The organism is Anaeromyxobacter oryzae (assembly GCF_023169945.1).
In the GTDB taxonomy this organism is placed as follows: Bacteria; Myxococcota; Myxococcia; order Myxococcales; family Anaeromyxobacteraceae; genus Anaeromyxobacter; species Anaeromyxobacter oryzae.
Map to the genome: position 1 here is coordinate 3,222,877 of NZ_AP025591.1, position 17,382 is coordinate 3,240,258.

Below are 17,382 nucleotides of genomic sequence, written 5' to 3' on the forward strand. Positions count from 1 at the left end.
GGACGGCGAACACCGCCGGGCGCCGATGTGACGGCGAGCGCGGCGCCACGTCGCATCCGGCTTGAACAGCCCGACACGGACGGTGTACCGAGAGGGATGACCCGACGCCTCCGCGCCGCCGTCCTCGCCTCCGTCGCCGTCGTCTCGATCTCCTGCGCGGCCCGGCCGCGCTACGTGCGAAAGGGCGACCCGATCCCGTACAAGGGATCGTTCGCGACCTTCCCGTCCGGCCTCCAGGTCGTCGTGTACGAGGTTCCGCAGGTCGATCGCTTCAGCGTCACCGTGTCGTACGGCGCCGGGAGCGCCGAGGACCCGTCCGGGAAGGAGGGCCTCGCCCACGCGGTCGAGCACCTCAGCTACCGCGCGCGCCCGTACTGGTCGCGCGACGCCCGGATCGAGGACAAGCTCGCCGAGCCGGGCTTCGTGTTCGACGCCGCGACCTACCCGGACTCGACGGACTACTGGGTCGTTGGAAGGCCCCGGGACCTCCGGCGCGCCCTGGCCCTCGAGGCCGCGCGGCTGCGCGAGCCGCTCGGGGGTGTCACGGAGGACGACCTCGCGACGGAGCGCGATGTGCTCGTGAGCGAGTACCGCGAGCGCTCCGAGACCGATCCCCGGCGCACGCAGCTCGCCTGGTTGCAGGCGGCGGCGTTCCGCGATCATCCCTACGGTCGTCCGAGCGCCGGGACCCCGGCGTCGATCCGCGGCCTCACCCTCGAGGATGCCCGGCGCTGGGCGAGCCGCCTGTACCGGCCCGAGAACGCGATCCTCGTCATCACGTCGCCCCGCAAGGCGTCGGACGTGCTGGGCCTCGTCGCGCAGGTGTTCGGCGATGCGATCGGGGACCGCGCGCCGGCCGTGCCCGTCGCGCGGCGCGTGCCCGCGCCTCCGCCGATCCGCGCCGAGGACCTCGCGCCGGTCACACGCCTCGCGCCGGTCGCGCGGCCCGTCGTGTGGGTCGCCTGGCGCGTGCCGGGCGACGGCGCGCAGCAGCACGCGCGGGCGGAGTACACGGCGCTCGCGCTCCACGTCGCGTTCGCCGGAAAGCTCGTGCTCTCGGCGCGCGGCACGCTCGAGGAGCTCGTCGACGACTTCGACGTGCAGCTCGTCCCGCTGGCCGCGGCCGGGCTGATCGTGCTCCGGGCGGAGCTGGTGCGGGCGGAGGATGCCGAGCGCGTCATCGACCTCGCGAAGTCCGCTGCGTTCGAGCTGCGGGCCCAGGACGAGTTCCGCACCGGGTCGCGCCGGGCGCTCGGCAACGACAGCCGCCTGCTGATCACGACGATCGTCCGTGACACGCTCCTGGTGGACGGCTACCGCGCGGTGGAGCGCGTGGACGGGTCCACCGCCGCGCGCCACCTGCGGGCCACCGGCGACGCCGACTACCTGGCGGCACACCAGCACGAGATCGTGGAGCAGCTGAAGGATGTGCCCACCGACTACGCCGCGGAGCACCTCCGGCGCGAGCAGGCCTTCTCCCTGGTGGTCCTGCCCGACCCGACCGCCGTGCCGCCGGTCGAGCCCGCGCCGGACCGCGTCGCGGAGCACGACCCCGCGCCGGACGACGCGGCCGCCCCGGGAGCGGACGCGGACGCGGTGCGCGCCACGGCCGGCGCCCCGGGCCTCGTCGCGGCGGCGCGCCGCGTGCTCCCCAACGGGCTCACCGTCCTCGTCGCGCGGCGCGGGGCCTTCCCGCTCGCGGAGGTCCGGCTCGTCGTCCGGACGACGGCGGAGGGCGGCGCGGCGGTCCCGGCGGGGCTGCCGGTGCTCGCGCTCGAGGCCAGCTCCGGCGGCTTCGCCTGGGGCGATCTGGCCCGCATCGGCGCGAGCGGCACGACCTCGCTCGGGCGCGAGTCGCTCACGTTCGTCGCGCGCGGCACGAGCGCGAACCTCGACGTGCTCCTCGAGAGCACCGCGGAGTGGGCGCGCGATCAGCGCGACCGCTGGTTCGATCAGATCAGCGACGGCTACGAGCGTTGGGTCGGCCGGCGCGAGGCGGACCTCGACGTCGCAGCTCGCCGCGCCCTCGAGCGCGCGCTCTACCCCGGCCATCCCTACGGCGCGGCGCCCACGGCGGAGGGCGTCCACCGGCTCCGGAGCGGCGACGTGTCCCGCTGGCTCTCCGCCGAGATCCGGCCGGAGCGCGCGACCCTCGTCGTCGTGAGCGACCAGGAGCCCTCCCCGGAGCTGTGGGCCGCCATCGAGGACCACTTCGGCGGCTGGTCGCGCGGGGATCGGCCGCGCGCCGCGCTCGAGGCTCCGCCGCTCCCCGCCGCCCGCCACGTCGTGCTGGTGGATCGTCCGGGCGCCACCCAGGCCGTCGTCGTCGCCGCCCTCCGGGCGCCTCCGGCCGCCGGCCGGGACGCCGCTGCGACGAACGCGCTCGCCGCGTGGCTCGCGCGACGGCTCGACCGGATCCTCCGCGAGGGCGGTGTGTCCAGCGGGCTGTCCATCCGCATCGACGACCACGAGCGCGGCGCCGCGCTCATCGCACGGACCGCCGTCGCGCCCGACGTGGCCGCGCGCACGATCCGCACCATCCTGGACGCGGCGCGGGCGCTCGCGGACGCGCCGCTCTCGCCGGCCGACGCAGCGCGCGCCAGGTTCCAGGTGGCGCGCGCGTTCGCGTTCCGGTTCGACACGGTGGACGGCGCGGCGACGGCGCTCGCCACCGCGGCCGTGCTCGATCTCCCGTCCGACCACTGGGACGCGCAGCCGGCATCGATCGCCACGCTCTCCCCGGAGCGGATCCAGGAGGCGGCCGCGGCGCTCGGCATCGGGCGCGAGGTGATCCTCGTCGTGGGCGACGCGGCTTCGCTCCGGCCGCAGCTCGAGGCGGCCGGGTTCGCGGTGGAGTGTGTGAACTCCCGCGGGCGCTGATGTGACCGAGCGCGCGGCCCGGCCACGTCGCATCCGGCCTTGATCCGCTCGACACGGACGGTGTACCGAGAAGGATGACCCGACGCGCCCGCGTTGCGCTTCCCGCCGTCATCCTCGCCGCCCTCGGCCTCGCCTGCGCCGCACACCAGCGGTACGTCCCGAAGGGCCGGCCGGTGCCGTACCAGGGGTTCTTCGCGACGTTCCCGTCCGGGCTCCGCCTGGTCGTGTACGAGGTTCCGCAGGTCGATCGGTTCGCGGTCACCGTCTCGTACGGCTCGGGGAGCGCCGCAGATCCCGCGGGGAAGGACGGCCTCGCCCACCTCGCGGAGCACCTCGCCTTCCGCGCCGCCCCGCCATGGGCCCAGGGCGCGCGCATCTGGGACGGGCTCCTCGAGGCGGGCTTCCGGTTCAACGCCGAGACGAGCCCGGACTCGACCGACTTCTGGGCGGCGGGGAAGCCGGCGAATCTCAGGACCGCGCTCGCGCTCGAGGCATCGCGGATGCGCGACCCGCTCGTCGGCGTCACGGACGACGACTTCGCGGTCGAGCGCGACGTCGTGCTCGCCGAGTACCGCGAGCGGTTCGAGAACGATCCCGTCGGCGCCCAGCTCGCCTGGCTGCGCACCGAGGCGTTCGGGGATCACCCCTACGGCCGGACCGGCGCCGGCACGCCCGAGTCGCTCCGCGCCATCACGCTCGCGGACGTCCGGGCCTGGGCGAAGGCCGAGTACGTCCCGCGGAACGCGATCGTCGTCGTGATCGCGCCGCGGAGCACCCGCGAGGTGACGGAGCTCGTCCTCGACACCTTCGGACCGCTCACCGGCGACGGCGAAGCCACGAGGGTGCAGCCCGTTGCCCGGTCGGCGCCGCCGGTGCCGCCCCCGCCGGACGACGAGATCGCGCCGGCGTCGCGGACCGCGCCGGTGCGGCAGCCGGTGGTCTGGGTCGCGTGGCGCGTCCCGGGCGACGCCGCCGGGGAGGAGCCGAAGGCCCAGTTCGCCGCGGCCGCCATCGACGCGGCATTCTCGGTGAAGCTCGTCCAGGCTTTCGGCGGGAACGCGAGCGAGGTCGTGGAGCGGTTCGACGCGTTCTACGAGGGTTTCGGGGGGGCCGGGCTCGTGGTCTTCCGGGCCGAGCTCGCGCGCGCGGGCGACGCCGGCAAGGTCATCGACCTCGTGAAGTCCGCGGCGTTCGAGGTGCGCGCGGAGGACGAGCTGCGGGACCCCGCGGTGACGCGCCTGCCCTACGCCATCGGCAACCGGCTCCGCGCGAACGTCGCGGTCTCCACGCGCGACCGGCTGCTGGTGAAGGGCTACCTGGCCATGGAGAGCATCGACGGATCGCAGGTGGCCCGGTTCCTCCGCGCGACGGGCCAGCCGGACTTCCTCGCGGGCTGGCAGAGGCTCGTCGCGGGACAGCTCCACGGCGTCCCGACCGACTACCTGAACGAGCACCTCCGGCGCGAGCAGGCCGTCGCGCTCGTCGTCCTGCCGGACCGCGACGCGCCTGCGCGCGCGCTCGGGGACCTCGCCAGTGTCCGCGGCGAGCGTCGCGACGACTCGGAGGATCCCAGCGTCGGCCCGGCGCCAGGGCCGGAGGAGGCGCTCGCGGTGGCGCGCCCCCCGAACCTCGCCGCGGCGGAACGTCGGGTGCTCGCGAACGGCCTCGCCGTCGTCGTCGCGCGCCGGGGCAACCTGCCGGTCGCGCAGGTGGACCTCGTCGTCCGCACGCGCGCCGAGGGCACGCCGGAGATCCCACCGGGGCTGCCGGCACTGGCCCTCGGGTCGAACCAGGCCTACTTCGCCGAGCACGATCTCGAGCGGATCGGCGCGGACGCCGAGACGCGGCGGACCGGCGAGGCGCTCCACCGCGTCGCGCGCGGCACCAGCGCGAACCTGGACGTCCTCCTGCAGAGCACGGCGGAGTGGGCGCGGGACCAGACGCCCCGCTGGTTCGACGGGGCGCACGAGGCGTTCACGCGACGGCTCGCGCGGCTCGAGAAGGACGTGGACTTCGCCGCGGCCCGAGCGCTCGCCGCGGCGCTGTTCCCGGGCCACCCCTACGGCGCGAGCCCGAGCGCCGACGTGATCGGCCGGCTCGCGAGCGGTGACGCGTCCCGCTGGCTGTCGGAGGAGATCCGCCCGGAGCGCGCGAGGCTCGTCGTCGTGAGCGACCAGGACCCCTCGCCCGAGCTGTGGGCCGCCATCGAGGGCCACTTCGGTGGATGGGCGCGCGGTGGCCGGGACCGCATTCCGCCGCCGCCGCCACCCGTTCCCGCCGCGCGACGCGTGCTGCTCCTCGATCGGCCGGGCGCCACGCAGGCGGTGGTCCTCGCGGCGTTCCGGGCGCCGCCCCGGGCGGAGCGCGACGAGGCGGCGACGGAGGCGGTCCGGTGGCTGCTCCGGACCCGGCTGAACCAGAAGATCCGGATCGAGGAGGGCGTCTCGTACGGCGTCGCGGTGAGCCTCCTCGATCACGAGCGAGGCGCCGCCCTGCTCGCGCGCGCGGCGGTCGATCGCGACGCGACGGTGCTGGCGCTCCGGACGATCCTCGGAGCCGTCGAGCGGCTCGGCGCGGCGCCGCTCCAGCCCGCCGAGGCCGCCCGCGCGCGCTGGCAGGTGGCGCGCGCGTACGGCTCCGCCTTCGACACCGTGGACGCCACCGCGGCAGCGCTCGTCACGGAGGCCACCTACGACCTCCCGCCCGACCACTGGGACCGGCAGCCGGCCGAGATCGCCGCGCTCTCCCCCGAGCGGATCCAGAAGGCGGCAGCGGCGCTCGCCCTCGGGCGCGAGGTGATCCTCGTCGTCGGGGACGCCGCCGCGCTCCGCCCGCAGCTCGAGAAGGCCGGCTACGCCGTCGAGGCGGCGCGGTAGAAGACCGGAGGTCCCCGGACTCACCCCGCCCGCGCGAGGCGCGCGAGGCGGGTCACCGCGCCGTCGACGGCGGCGAGGTCGATGGGCTTCTCGAGGACCGGCTGCGGCTGCGCGGCGAGGAAGGCGCGCGCCGCCGGCGTCGCCGCGCCGCCGGTCATGAACACGACCCGGCGCGCGAGCTCGGGCGCGGAGCGGGACACCTCCGCCCAGAAGCGCTCGCCGCCGCCGTCGGGCATCACCACGTCGCAGAGCACGAGGTCGAAGGTGCGCCCGAAGGCCTCGTCGAGAGCGGCCCCGACCCCGTCGGCGACGGTGACGTCGTAACGGAGGCCGAGGAGGCGCGCGAGCGAGTGGCGGACCTGGCCGTCGTCGTCCACGAGGAGGATCGTGCTCCGCCGCGGCGCGGGGACGGGGATCGTGCCAGGCGGCGGCGTCACGAGCGGCGCGACGTCCGCGTGCGCGAGCTCGAGGATCGCCCGCGTGCCGTGTCCCGGCTCGCTCTCGAACCTGAGCGTCCCCTGCATGGTCTCGACGAGCGCCCGGGAGACCGCGAGCCCGAGCCCCGTCCCGGCGCCCACCGGCTTCGTGCTGTAGAACGGCTCGAACAGCCGCCGGAGCGTCTCCGGCGACATGCCGTCGCCGTCGTCCTCCACCACGATCCGCACCCGGTCGCGTTCCGCGCACCCCCGGAGGACCACGCGGCCGCGCCGCGCCGCGGGGATCGCCTGCACCGCGTTCACGACGAGGTTCGAGAGGACCTGCACGAGCGGGTCCGCGTGGGCGAGGACGCAGAGCCCGGATGGCAGCTCCCGCACGAAGTCGACGTGGGCCGCGCCCCGCGCGGTCGCTGCGGCGACCGCGGCGTCGAACGCGCGGGCGAGCGCGACGACGGAGAGCGGCGCGTCCGGGCTCCGGACCGACCGCCCCGCGACGAGGAGCTGCTTCACGATCGCGGCGATGCGGACGACGGCCGCCTGCGAGTCCTCGATGCAGCCGTGCAGCTGCGGGCGCGGGTCGTCCCGGAGCGCGTGCCCGAGGTAGGCGAGGTTCGCGGACACCACCGCCGTCGGGTTGTTCACCTCGTGCGCCACGCCGGCCGCGAGCTGGCCGAGCATCGCGAGCCGCTCCGCGCGGGCGAGCGCCGCCTCGGAGCGCGCGAGCGCCTCGGCGCGGCGCGACGCCTCCTCCTCGAGACCGGCCTTGAGCCGGTGGAGCTCGGACGCGCCGGTCGCGATCCGCTGCAGGGTCACGACCGCGAGGACGAACATCGGCGCGTGAAGCCCGAACGCCACGAGGTACGGCGTCCGGAGCGGGAGCCCGCAGGCGACCAGCGCGTCGTGCGCGCCCATCGCGAGGAGCGCCGACGTGCACGCGACGTGAGTGCGGGCCCAGGGCGCGCCCGCGCGGCCGAGCCGGACCGTCCGGACGACCACCCACGCGCCGGCCCCGACGAGGAGGGCGTGGACCGCCCAGCCGAGGGGCGTGACGACCGGGTCTCGGTGGGTCATGCCGAGCCAGCCGACTGGACGGAGGACCGATCCCTCCCCGTACACCGCGCCAGGCACGAGCGCGAGCAGGCTGGCGGCGAGGACGACGCCGAGCGCTCGCCGCTGGCGCGCGGAGAGCGGACGCTTGCCCCACGCGGAGAGGTACGCGTGCCACGCCGCGAGGTGCAGCGCGGCGAGGACGAGCTCGAGCCGGACCGACGCGGCCCAGACCGCGGGCGAGACGTCGCCGCTCACGGCGCACGCGAGCGCGGCGTTCACCGCTGCGGTCACGGCGATCCAGCCGAGCCTCTTCAGGTCGCGCCAGTCCGGCAGGCGCGCGGCGAGGAACGCGCCGGCCGCCGTGAAGACGCTCACGACGGCGCTCACGAGCGCCGCGACCGACGCCGCGTTGTAGACCCCCGCCCCCATGCGCACCCCGAGTCGGCCCGATCTACCACGCAGGACGCCCCCATCGGGCGCGGTTGCCGTGCCGTGATCCCGGGATGCCGCGCCCCCGGGACAGCCAGCGGGACGGCCTGCGCGTCCGTGCCGCAGATCGAACCGGCGAGTGGGGTAGACTTCCCCAGATCCTTTCCCGCACCGGCGCGTTTCCACTCCCGAGGCCCGAGCCCGCATTTGGACGAGAGCGACGAGAAGCTGATGCTCCGGTTCCAGGCCGGCGACGCGCGGGCCTTCGAGGCCCTCGTGCGCCGCCATCGGACGCCCATCTTCTCGTTCCTGCTCCGCCTCACCGGAGACCGCGGCCGCGCCGAGGATCTCTGCCAGGAGGTGTTCCTGAAGGTCGTGAGGGCGGCGGGGGGGTGGGAGGAGCGGGCGCGGGTCTCGACCTGGCTCTACGCCATCGCGCGGAATCTCGCGGTCGACGAGTCGCGCCGGATGGCGTTCCGGCGGGCGGATCCGCTGGACGCGCCGGGCGGACGCGGCGCGGAGACGCCGGCGGAGGATCCCGCGCCGGACCGGGCCGCGGACGCCGCCCTCCTGCGCCCCAAGCTCGAGGCCGCCCTCGCGGCGCTCCCGCCCGAGCAGCGCGAGGTCTTCCTCCTGCGCGAGTACGCCGGCCTCAGGTTCGGCGAGATCGCCGAGGTGACCGGCACGCCGGAGAACACCGTGAAGAGCCGGATGCGCTACGCCCTCGAGGCCCTCCGCGAGAAGCTCGCCGCGCTCGGCGTCACCCCGGAGGCGGCGCAGCCCGCGGCGCCGTGGAGCGCGGCCCGATGAAGCACGAGACCGCACGGGAGAAGCTGCTCGACCTCGCCTACGGCGAGCTCCCCGCGCGCGAGGCGCGCGACGTCGAGGCGCACGCGGGCGAGTGCACCGAGTGCCGCGACGCGCTCCGGCGGATCCGCGAGACCCGCGGGATGATGGCGGCGCTCCCTCCGGAGCCCGCGCCGGAGGAGGGCGAGCGGATCCTCCTCGCCGCGGCGCGCGAGGCCGCGAGCGCCCGGCGAGACCGGCGCCGCTCGCGCCTCGTCCCCGGGTGGCTATGGGGTGGCTCGATCGCCGCGGTCGCCGCGCTCGCGGTCGCGGTGGTGTCGTACCGGATCTTCGCGATGCGCCCCGGCCCGCTCGAGCGGGAGGACCGGGACGTGCTCCTCGGGAGCGCGCCGGCCACCGAGGCCGCGCCGGCGCCGTCGGCGCAGACGAAGGCGTCGGAGCCGGCCACACCGGCGGAGGCCGAGGCGGGCAAGCGCGAATCCCGCACCGCCGCGCCCGCTCGCGAGCCTGGGCTCGTCGCGCAACGTGCGCCGCCGCCCGCACGCGAAGATGAGCCCTCCCTCTCCGCCAGCGACTCCTCCCTCTCCCCCCCCGGGAGCGATGGCCGGGGTGAGGGGGCCGCCGCGCCCGCCGCAACCGCGCCGCCGTTCGCAGGCAACTCCTCCCTCTCCCCCACCGGGGGAGAGGGCCGGGGTGAGGGGGCCGCCTCACGCGCTCCCCCCCAGGCACCCGCGCCGAGCGCGCAGCATGCCGAGCGCCAGCGCGGCTTCGCGGTCGCGGGCGGCGCGGAGTCGAAGGGCGCGGAGCGGAAGCACGCGGAGTCGATGGCCGCCGCGGACGAGATGGCTCCCGCCGCTCGCGCCGCCGACAAGGACCTCTCCGCGGCGCCAGCTCCCCAGGCGTTCGCCGAGGCCCCCCCGCCCGAGCCCGCTCCTGCCCCGCGCGCACCGTCCCGCGTCGCCAGGTCCGCGGCCGCCCCGTCCGCGGCTCCTCCCGCCGCAGCTCCGCCCGCCGCGAACGCGCAGGCCGCGCCAGCCGCGGACGATCCCGTCGCACGCTGGCAGCACCTCCGTGCCGCCGGCCAGCTCCGCGGCGCGATCGCGACGTTCCCCGGGTGCGACGGCGAGAGCTGGCGCAAGGTCGAGGAGGACCCGCAGGGGCGCGTCGTGAAGTACGCTCGTCACGGCACGGCGGGCGGGGTGCCCTTCGAGGCGGAGCTGTACTACGCGCCGGACGGCGCGCTCCGGGTCGTCCGCTACCGCGAGGAGGGCGGGGCCTGGCACGAGGCGCGGCTCCCCGGCGCCGCGGTGCCGGCCGGGATCGAAGGGATCCCTCCTGGCGTCGTCGCGCCGCTCCGCGCGACCGACGCGGGTATCGAGGCGCCCGGCCGCTGCCTGCCGTAGCCCCGAACCGCTACACTCGCGGCATGGCGCGCATCCTCTATGGGGTGGCGGGTGAAGGGATGGGCCACGCGATCCGCTCGCGCGTGGTGATCGAGCACCTCGCGAGGACCCACGACGTGCAGGTGGTCGTGTCCGGCCGCGCGCACGACTACCTGAAGGCGCGCGAGCGGGATCACCTCGGGGTGAACAAGATCTGGGGCCTCTCGATCGTCTACGAGGACAACGAGGTCCGGAACTTCCGGACGGTGCTCGAGAACGTCCGCGGCGCGGTCGCGGGCGGGTGGCCGCGGAACGTGAAGGCCTACTTCGATCTCGTCGAGGAGTTCCGGCCCGAGGTGGTGATCTCCGACTTCGAGACCTGGAGCTACCTCTTCGCGCGCACGCACGCGCTGCCGTGCATCTCGGTCGACAACAACCAGATCGTGAACCGCGGCGAGCACTCGCCGGAGATCCTCGCCGGCCACGAGGCGGACTACCTCGTCGCGAAGTCGGTCGTGAAGGCGAAGCTCCCGGGCTGCTTCCACTACCTCATCGCGACCTTCTTCGAGCCGCGCGCGGTCAAGGCGCGCACCACCCTCCACCCGCCGGTGCTCCGCCCCGAGATCCTCGCCGCCCGCGCCGAGCGCGGCGAGCACCTCCTCGTCTACCAGACCTCCACCTCGAACGAGGCGCTCCCCGAGATCCTCCGCGGCGCCGGGCGCGAGTGCCGGATCTACGGGCTGCGCCGGGAGCTGAAGGAGGATCTCCGCGACGGCAACCTCGTGTACCGTCCGTTCTCCGAGGCGACGTTCATCGAGGACCTCCGCACCGCGAAGGGCGTCGTGTCGGGCGGCTCGTTCACGCTCATGAGCGAGTCGGTCTACCTCCACAAGCCGATGCTCGCGATCCCCGTGAAGAAGCAGTTCGAGCAGGTGCTGAACGCGCGGTACCTGGAGGCGCTCGGCTACGGCGTCTCGGCCGACGAGCTCACCGCCGAGCGGCTGCAGGCGTTCCTCTCGCGCCTCCCCGCGCTCGAGGCGAGGCTCGCCACCTACCGCCAGGACGGGAACCGGGAGCTGCTCGGTCACCTCGATCGGCTCGTCGCCGAGGCGGCCTCGAACGGCGCCTCGCCGGATCCGCTCGCGTGACGGCGAGGCGGCGCGCGTGAAGCTCCGGGTGGTGGCGGTGGGGAAGGATCGCTCCGGCCTGTACGCCCCGGCCGTGGAGGAGTACGCCAAGCGGCTCGGCCGGTACGTTCGGTTCGAGCTCGTCGAGGTGCCGGAGGCGCGGAAGCACGCCGGGACCCCGCAGGCGAAGGACGAGGAGGCGGCGACGCTCCTCGCGAAGCTCGGCCCGCGCGACCGGCTCGTGGCGCTCGACGAGCGCGGGGACGAGCTCACGAGCGCGGCGTTCGCGCAGCGCGTCCAGCGCTGGCTGGAGCGCGGGCAGGACGTGACGCTCGTGATCGGCGGATCGGACGGCCTCGCGCCCGCGCTCCTCGCCCGAGCGGACGAGAGGCTGGCGGTGTCGCGCTTCACGCTCGCGCACCGGCTCGCGCGCCTCGTCCTCGTCGAGCAGCTCTACCGGGCGATGACGATCCTGAGGGGTGAGCCGTACCACAAGTGAATCCCCGCGGCAGCCGCCCGCGCCCCGGCCGCGACGCGACGCGAGGGGCGCCCGCGCGGTAAGCTCCGTCCCGCCGCCGCCCGCGAGGGACGGCGCCAGCCCTCCGAGGTCCACGATGCTGCGCCGCGCCTTCGCCCCCCTCGCCGTCTCCGTCGCCCTCCTCGCCGCCTGCGGTGGCGGGAAGTCCAGCACGACGACGGCGTCGACCCACCGGATCACCGGGACGGTGAGCGCGGCGGCGGCCAACGAGGCGGACTGGGACGTCGCGGATCCGGCGGCACCGAGCCGCTCCAACGACTCGCTCGCCCAGGCGCAGCCGCTCCCGAGCGCGGTGACGGTGGGCGGCTGGGTGAGCAACACGAACAAGGCGTACGACCCCGTCGACGACTACCGGGTCTCCCTCGCGGGCGGGCAGCGGATCACGCTCGCGGTCGCCGATCCGACCGGGGTGGAGCTCACGCTCTGCGCCGAGGACGTGAACAAGGCGCGCGCCGCGATCTGCGCCGTCGCGGCGGTCGGCACCGCGATCCTGCAGATCGACGTCGCGACCTCCGACGAGTACTTCGTCGAGGTGAGCGCGACGACCGGCGCGTCGAGCTACACGCTCTCGATCGGCGCGGGGCCGGCGACGGCCGCGGTCCTCCGCACCGACCGCGAGTTCGTCCCCGGTGAGGTGGTCGTCAAGTTCCGGGACGGCGCGCCGGGCGCCGCGTCGACGCAGCCCCGGACGATCCCGGAGCGGGCGAGGGCGCTCGGGCTCGCGGCGCTCGCCGGGGCGCCGGGCCGGCCCGCGCTCCTCGGGCTCGGCACCGCGTCGGAGCGGGGCCGCGCGCTCGCCGCGCTCGGCGTGGCATCGGCGCAGCCCGGGTCGCTCGCGGCGCCCCTCGACGCGATCCAGGCGGAGAAGCTCGACACCCTCCGCGCCGTCAACGCGCTCCGCGCCCGCGCGGACGTGGAGAGCGCGGATCCGAACTACGTGTTCCACCCGACCCTGGTGCCCGACGATCCGCTCTACCGGTACCAGTGGGACTACCCGCTCATGAACCTGCCGCAGGCCTGGGACCTCACCCAGGGCGGGCCGATGAGCTCGGGCGATCCGACCCCGATCGTGGCGGTGGTCGACACCGGCGTCTTCCTCGCCCACCCCGACCTCCAGGGGCAGCTCGTCGACGGGTACGACTTCATCAGCGATCCGCTCCGTGCCCGCGACGGCGACGGCGTCGATCCGAACCCCGACGACCCGGGCGACGACGCGACGGCGGGACAGAGCAGCTTCCACGGGACGCACGTGGCCGGCACGATCGCGGCGAGGACGAACAACGGCCTCGGCGTCGCGGGCGTGGCGCCCGGGGCGAAGGTGATGCCGGTGCGCGCCCTCGGCGTGGGCGGGGGGACGTCGTTCGACATCCTGCAGGGCGTGCTCTGGGCCGCCGGCCTCGACAACTCGATCCACACGCCGCCCCCGGCGCGACGGGCCGACGTGATCAACCTGTCCCTCGGCTGCCTCGGCTGCTACTCCCAGACCGAGCAGGACGCGTTCGCGGCCGTCCGCGCCGCCGGCGTCGTCGTCGTCGCGGCGGCGGGGAACGAGAACTCGGGCACCGCGAGCTACCCCGCGAGCTACGCGGGCGTGATCTCGGTCTCCGCGGTGGACATCCAGCGCGCGAAGGCGCCGTACTCGAACTTCGGTCCGAACGTCGACCTCGCCGCGCCGGGCGGGAACTCGGCGACCGACCTGAACAACGACGGCAAGCCGGACGGCATCGCGTCGACCCTCGCGGACGACTCGAGCGGCACGCGGAAGCCCGCGTACGCCATCTACCAGGGCACCTCGATGGCCTCCCCGCACGTCGCGGGCGTCGTGGCGCTCATGAAGTCGGTCTGCCCCAGCCTCACGCCCGACCAGCTCGACTCGCTCGTCTCGACGGACCAGATCACGGTGGACCTCGGCGTGCCGGGTCGCGATGACGTCTTCGGTCACGGCCTCATCGACGCGGTGATGGCGGTCCAGGGCGCCCAGGCCCAGTGCGGGAAGCCGGTCGCGCCCGCGCTGCAGGTCACTCCGCCGCGGATCGACTTCGTGCCCGGCCAGACCTCGGCGCAGCTCGAGGCGACGAAGACCGGCGGCGACGTCCCGGTGCTCTCGGTGACGGGCGTCACCGCGAGCGAGGCGTGGCTCTCGGTGAGCGGCCCGAGCCCCGCGACCGGGAACGGTCTCGGGACGTACACGGTGACGGCGAACCCGAACGGCCTCGCGGACGGCGTGTACAGCGCGCACGTCGACTTCGCCGTGCAGGGCGGGTCGAGCCTCTCGGTCCCCGTCACGCTGCAGAAGGGGACGCGCGCGACGGGCGGCGGCATCGGCTACGTCTACATCCTGCTCCTCGACTCGAACCTGAAGCCGAAGGACCAGCGGGACGGCACGAGCACGACCGGTCAGTACGGGTACGCCTTCACCGGCGTCGCGGACGGCTCGTACTACGTCGCCGCCGGCACGGACATGGACGACGACGGCGAGGTCTGCGACGCGGGCGAGGCGTGCGGCGCCTGGCCGACCCTCGGCGCGCCGACGACAGTCGTGGTGAGCGGGAAGGACGTCGACGGGATCGACTTCGTGATCGGCTTCGACGCGAGCCTCGGCGGGACCTCGCCGGCGTACCTCCTCCCGCCGCGCGCCCTCCGTCGCGCCGCGCCGACGCGGACGCTCCTCGGGGGCGCGCCGTGAGGTGGGCGCGGCTCGCCGCCGGCGGGTTCGCGCTCGCGCTCCTCCTCGGCGCCGAGGGTGACTGCGGCGATCGGCGCGTGCCGGTCGCGGCGGTCCGCGGGGGGAGCCAGTGCCCCGGCGCCGGGAAGGGTCCGAGCGCGACGCTCGTGACGAGCCCGGAGGCCTGGCGGGAGGTCTTCCCGTCGCCGCTGCTCGACGGCGAGGCACCGGCGCCCCCGGTGGACTTCGGGAAGGACGCGGTGATCGTCGTCGCGATGGGCGAGCGGCCGACCGGGGGGTGGGCGGTCGAGCTCGCGCGGAACGAGGCCGCCGTGAAGGACGGCGTGGTCCTCGTCCAGGTCTCGTTCCGCGGTCCCGCGAAGGACGCGCTCGTCACCCAGGCGCTCACGCGCCCGTGCCTCGCCGTGAAGGTCCCGCGCGACGGCATCCGCGCTGTGAAGGTCGCCGACGAGAAGGGCGCGATCGTCGCGTCGGCGGGAGCGCGCTGACGCGCCCGCCGGACGGCCTCGCGCCGAGACCCGGACCCTCCGTCGCACCTCCGCCCGCCGCCCGTTTCGCTTCTTGTGGCGCGGCGGGCCTTTCCCTAACATCTCGGCCCCGAACCTTTTCCCCGAAGGAGAGGTGCCCGTGGCCAAGACGAAGCCCGTCCTCCTCGTCGTCCTCGACGGCTGGGGGAACCGCGCCGAGCGCGACGCGAACGCGATCGCCATCGCCGGAACCCCGAACGTGGATGCGCTCCTGCGCGACTACCCGTCCACGGCGCTCGAGACGAGCGGCCTCTCGGTGGGCCTCCCGGAGGGGCAGATGGGCAACTCCGAGGTCGGGCACACCAACCTCGGCGCAGGGCGGATCGTCTACCAGGACCTCGTGCGCATCAACCGCGCCGTCGAGGACGGCTCGTTCTTCAAGAACGACGCGCTGCTCCTCGCCTGCCGCCGCGCGAAGGAGGCCGGCGGCGCGCTCCACCTCATGGGGCTCCTCTCGGACGGCGGCGTCCACAGCCACATGGACCACCTCTTCGCGCTGCTCGAGCTCGCGCGGCGGGAGGGCGTGGCGCACGCGTACGTCCACGCGTTCATGGACGGCCGCGACACCCCGCCGAAGAGCGGCGTCGGCTACATGGCCCAGCTCGAGAAGCGGCTCCGCGAGACCGGCTACGGGAAGGTCGCGACGGTGGCGGGCCGGTACTACGCGATGGATCGCGACAAGCGCTGGGATCGCGTCGCGCAGGCCTACGCCGCCATCGTCCGCGGCGAGGGCTTCAAGGCCGCGGGCGGCGTCCAGGCCATGGAGCAGTCCTACGGGAAGGGCGAGAACGACGAGTTCGTGAAGCCGACGATCGTCGTGACCGGCGACGGGAAGCCCGTCGGGACCGTGAAGGACGGCGACGCGATCCTCTTCTTCAACTTCCGCGCGGATCGCGCGCGCGAGATCACGCGCGCGTTCACCGAGCCCGGCTTCAAGGACTTCGACCGGCAGGTCGTGCCGCGCCTCTCGGCGTACGTCTGCATGACCCAGTACGACGAGACGTTCACGCTGCCGGTCGCCTACGCGCCCCAGGACCTGACCGAGATCTTCCCCGAGATCGTCTCGCGCGCGGGCCTGAAGCAGCTCCGCACCGCGGAGACCGAGAAGTACGCGCACGTCACCTTCTTCTTCAACGGCGGCCGCGAGACCGTCTTCCCGGGCGAGGACCGCATCCTCGTGCCGAGCCCGCGCGACGTGAAGACGTACGACGAGAAGCCGGAGATGAGCGCGCGCGAGGTGACGGACAAGCTCGTCCAGGCCATCGGGACGAGGCAGTACGGCTTCATCCTCGTGAACTACGCGAATCCGGACATGGTCGGCCACACCGGGATCCTCGACGCCGCGGTGAAGGCGGTGAAGGTCGTCGACGAGTGCGTCGGCCGGCTCTGGAAGGCCGCGCAGGCCGCGGGCATGGCGATGCTCGTCACCGCCGATCACGGCAACTGCGAGATGATGACGGACCCGGTGACGGGCCAGCCGCACACCGCCCACACCCTGAACCCCGTGCCGTTCATCCTCGCCGATCCCGATCTGCGTGGCGCGAAGCTCCGCGCGAAGGGCGTGCTGGCCGACGTCTCGCCCACCGCGCTCCAGGTGATGGGGCTGCCCCAGCCGAAGGAGATGAAGGGGCTGGGGTTGCTGGTGCGGTGAGCGGACGGTGGGGACGGGGCGCGGACGCGACGGCCGTTCTCCGTGGCCGTGACCGTACACGTGCCCGCGCGCGTGCCCGTGAACCCCCTGGCCCGTTCGACGTGAGACGTGCCCGGGCCGTGTGAGCCCGGGAACGGGCCTCGGCCCACGGTCCACTGCCACGGGAGGCGGGCCACGGTAACGGGTGCGGTGACGGCAACGGAGAACGGTAACGGTGACGGGCCCAGGCGTCCGGCCCATCCCGTGCACCCGCTCGCCCCATGCTCGCCTCGCTGACGCGCGCACTCCTCGACCTGGTCTACCCTCCGCGCTGCGCCGCCTGCCGCGCCCCGCTCGACGGCGAGCCGTTCTGCCCGATCTGCGCGGGGGCGATCGATCCCGTCCCCTCCGGCTGCGCCCGGTGCGGCCTTCCCGGGCTCGCCCCGGCCTGCGGCGCGTGCCTCGCCGCGCCGCCCGCGTTCGAGCGGGTTCGCGCCGCCGGGCTCTTCGGCGGACCGCTCGCCGACGCCGTCCACGGCCTCAAGTACGGCGGGCGCGCGGCGCTCGCCCGGCCGCTCGGCGCGTGGCTCGCGGCCCGCGCGCCGCTCCCGCCCGGCGCGGTGGTGGTCTCCGTCCCGCTCGGCCGAGCCCGGCGGATCGCGCGCGGGTACGACCAGGCCGCGCTCCTCGCGGACGGGCTCGTCCGCGCCGCGGGCGTACCCGTTCGCCGCCTCCGCGGCGCGCTGGTCCGTGTCCGCGAGACGCCTCCGCAGGTGGGCCGGACGCGGGCGGAGCGGCTCCGGAACGTCGCTGGCGCGTTCGCGGCGACGGCCGCGGTCGCCGGGCGGCACGTCGTCCTCGTGGACGACGTCGTGACGACCGGCGCGACGGCGGAGGCCGCCGCGACCGCCCTCCGGCGCGCGGGCGCGCGCTCCGTCGAGGTGGTTGCCCTCGCGCGGGCGGGGTGAGGCGACGACCGCGCGCCGTGAGGAGGGCCTCGGAGGACGAGGACG

Annotated in this window: 11 protein-coding genes; 10 read left to right on the top strand and 1 reads right to left on the bottom strand. The window is 75.2% G+C overall.

The annotated features are described in order from the left end of the window. Positions 1-96: 96 nt before the first annotated feature. Positions 97-2,880, top strand: a complete 2,784-nt coding sequence (locus AMOR_RS14000; RefSeq protein WP_248362146.1) for a M16 family metallopeptidase — start codon at positions 97-99, stop codon at positions 2,878-2,880. A 74-nt stretch (positions 2,881-2,954) separates the two neighbouring features. Continuing rightward, entirely contained in the window at positions 2,955-5,756 is a 2,802-nt protein-coding gene (locus tag AMOR_RS14005; RefSeq protein WP_248362149.1) for a M16 family metallopeptidase, read from the top strand. A 20-nt stretch (positions 5,757-5,776) separates the two neighbouring features. On the opposite strand, the gene AMOR_RS14010 is transcribed toward AMOR_RS14005, so the two are convergent. After that, a complete protein-coding gene (locus AMOR_RS14010) occupies positions 5,777-7,672 on the bottom strand; it encodes a hybrid sensor histidine kinase/response regulator (RefSeq protein ID WP_248362520.1) in 1,896 nt (631 codons plus the stop codon). Positions 7,673-7,903: 231 nt separating this feature from the next. Here AMOR_RS14010 and AMOR_RS14015 point away from each other — a divergent pair, with 231 nt between their 5' ends. The 8 genes from AMOR_RS14015 (at position 7,904) to AMOR_RS14050 (ending at position 17,337) form a co-directional block, all read left to right on the top strand. Beyond that, positions 7,904-8,482 carry an RNA polymerase sigma factor gene (locus AMOR_RS14015; protein ID WP_248362521.1) on the top strand — a complete coding sequence of 193 codons (579 nt, stop codon included), beginning with the start codon at positions 7,904-7,906 and terminating at the stop codon, positions 8,480-8,482. Beyond that, positions 8,479-9,882, top strand: coding sequence for an anti-sigma factor family protein (locus tag AMOR_RS14020; RefSeq protein WP_248362152.1), 1,404 nt, complete (start codon positions 8,479-8,481; stop codon positions 9,880-9,882). Before AMOR_RS14015 ends, AMOR_RS14020 begins: the two co-directional genes overlap by 4 nt. Before the next feature lie 23 nt (positions 9,883-9,905). Beyond that, positions 9,906-11,009 (top strand): glycosyltransferase family protein, encoded by a 1,104-nt coding sequence (locus tag AMOR_RS14025; protein WP_248362155.1) that lies wholly within the window; start codon positions 9,906-9,908, stop codon positions 11,007-11,009. A gap of 16 nt (positions 11,010-11,025) precedes the next feature. Beyond that, complete coding sequence (gene rlmH, locus AMOR_RS14030; RefSeq protein ID WP_248362158.1) at positions 11,026-11,487, top strand: 23S rRNA (pseudouridine(1915)-N(3))-methyltransferase RlmH; 462 nt, start codon at positions 11,026-11,028, stop codon at positions 11,485-11,487. A gap of 115 nt (positions 11,488-11,602) precedes the next feature. Beyond that, positions 11,603-14,212, top strand: coding sequence for a S8 family serine peptidase (locus AMOR_RS14035; protein ID WP_248362161.1), 2,610 nt, complete (start codon positions 11,603-11,605; stop codon positions 14,210-14,212). Continuing rightward, entirely contained in the window at positions 14,209-14,700 is a 492-nt protein-coding gene (locus tag AMOR_RS14040; RefSeq protein ID WP_248362164.1) for a protease complex subunit PrcB family protein, read from the top strand. The genes AMOR_RS14035 and AMOR_RS14040 overlap by 4 nt, the downstream gene beginning before the upstream one ends. A 139-nt stretch (positions 14,701-14,839) precedes the next feature. Next, entirely contained in the window at positions 14,840-16,390 is a 1,551-nt protein-coding gene (gene gpmI, locus AMOR_RS14045; protein ID WP_248362167.1) for a 2,3-bisphosphoglycerate-independent phosphoglycerate mutase, read from the top strand. 260 nt (positions 16,391-16,650) lie between these two features. Next, positions 16,651-17,337 carry a ComF family protein gene (locus AMOR_RS14050; protein ID WP_248362169.1) on the top strand — a complete coding sequence of 229 codons (687 nt, stop codon included), beginning with the start codon at positions 16,651-16,653 and terminating at the stop codon, positions 17,335-17,337. Positions 17,338-17,382 lie beyond the last annotated feature (45 nt).

Coding starts and splice junctions, on each gene's coding strand:
- AMOR_RS14000 (WP_248362146.1), top strand. CDS start 97: ATGACCCGACGCCTCCGCGCCGCCGTCCTCGCCTCCGTCGCCGTCGTC.
- AMOR_RS14005 (WP_248362149.1), top strand. CDS start 2,955: ATGACCCGACGCGCCCGCGTTGCGCTTCCCGCCGTCATCCTCGCCGCC.
- AMOR_RS14010 (WP_248362520.1), bottom strand. CDS start 7,672: ATGGGGGCGGGGGTCTACAACGCGGCGTCGGTCGCGGCGCTCGTGAGC.
- AMOR_RS14015 (WP_248362521.1), top strand. CDS start 7,904: ATGCTCCGGTTCCAGGCCGGCGACGCGCGGGCCTTCGAGGCCCTCGTG.
- AMOR_RS14020 (WP_248362152.1), top strand. CDS start 8,479: ATGAAGCACGAGACCGCACGGGAGAAGCTGCTCGACCTCGCCTACGGC.
- AMOR_RS14025 (WP_248362155.1), top strand. CDS start 9,906: ATGGCGCGCATCCTCTATGGGGTGGCGGGTGAAGGGATGGGCCACGCG.
- AMOR_RS14035 (WP_248362161.1), top strand. CDS start 11,603: ATGCTGCGCCGCGCCTTCGCCCCCCTCGCCGTCTCCGTCGCCCTCCTC.
- AMOR_RS14050 (WP_248362169.1), top strand. CDS start 16,651: ATGCTCGCCTCGCTGACGCGCGCACTCCTCGACCTGGTCTACCCTCCG.